We start from the raw sequence: 859 nt of genomic DNA, 5'->3' as shown, positions 1-859 counted from the left end.
CGCCCACAGGGTGGGCTCCTACAGTTTTTCCGGGCCGTGGGCTAAGCTCGGCTTTGGTTCTCCAAGCCCCCGCCCATGCGCCTAGCCTTCGTCGCCAGCGAAACCGAAGTAGCCCAGCGTGCCCGCGCCGCGCTGGTCAAGCGTTATGGCGGTGTCGAACCCGCCGATGCCGAGATCGTCGTCTCCCTGGGGGGCGATGGCTTCATGCTGCGCACGCTGCACGCGCACCGCACGCTGGGCATTCCGTTCTACGGCATGAAGCTGGGGCGGCTAGGCTTCCTCATGAACAAACACGACGTGGACTCGCTCGAGGAACGCATCGAGCGTGCCCACCCGGCCGTGCTGCATCCGCTGGAGATGCACAGCGTGTGCTGTGACGGCGCCGAGCACCGCGCGCTGGCCTTCAACGAAGTGGCATTGCTTCGCCAGAGCAACCAGGCCGCGCACCTGCAGGTTCGGCTTAACGGCGAAGTGAAACTCGACGAGCTGGTCTGTGATGGCATCCTGGTCGCCACGCCCGCGGGTTCCACGGCCTACAACCTCTCCGCGCACGGCCCCATCCTGCCGCTCGACGCCAATGTGCTGGCGCTCACGCCCATCAGCCCGTTCCGCCCGCGCCGGTGGCGCGGCGCCATCCTGCCGCACGCGGCCAAGGTGGGTTTCGACACCAAGGACCCGAACAAGCGCCCGATCAGCGCCACCGCCGATTTCCACGAGGTGCGCGACGTGCGTTCGGTCGATATCCGGCAGTCGCGCCGCCATGCCGTGCGCCTGTTGTTCGACCCGGAACACAACCTGCAGCAGCGCATCCTCGACGAGCAGTTCGCCCCCTGACGTGTTGTGGGAGCGCGCTTGCGCG

The 859-nt window shown here is 67.3% G+C and carries 1 protein-coding gene; it reads left to right on the top strand.

Features of this window, described 5'->3' with window-relative positions:
* Positions 1–75 precede the first annotated feature (75 nt).
* Positions 76–834, top strand: coding sequence for an NAD kinase (locus VI08_RS19895; protein ID WP_045831384.1), 759 nt, complete (start codon positions 76–78; stop codon positions 832–834).
* Positions 835–859 lie beyond the last annotated feature (25 nt).

Source organism: Luteibacter yeojuensis (genome assembly GCF_000964085.1).
Lineage (GTDB): Bacteria > Pseudomonadota > Gammaproteobacteria > Xanthomonadales > Rhodanobacteraceae > Luteibacter > Luteibacter yeojuensis_A.
Note: the sequence above shows the minus strand (reverse complement) of the source record. Positions and strands in the feature narration are given on the sequence as shown.

Bases quoted from the DNA above. Each gene is read 5' to 3' on its own strand.
- VI08_RS19895 (WP_045831384.1), top strand. From the start codon at position 76: ATGCGCCTAGCCTTCGTCGCCAGCGAAACCGAAGTAGCCCAGCGTGCC.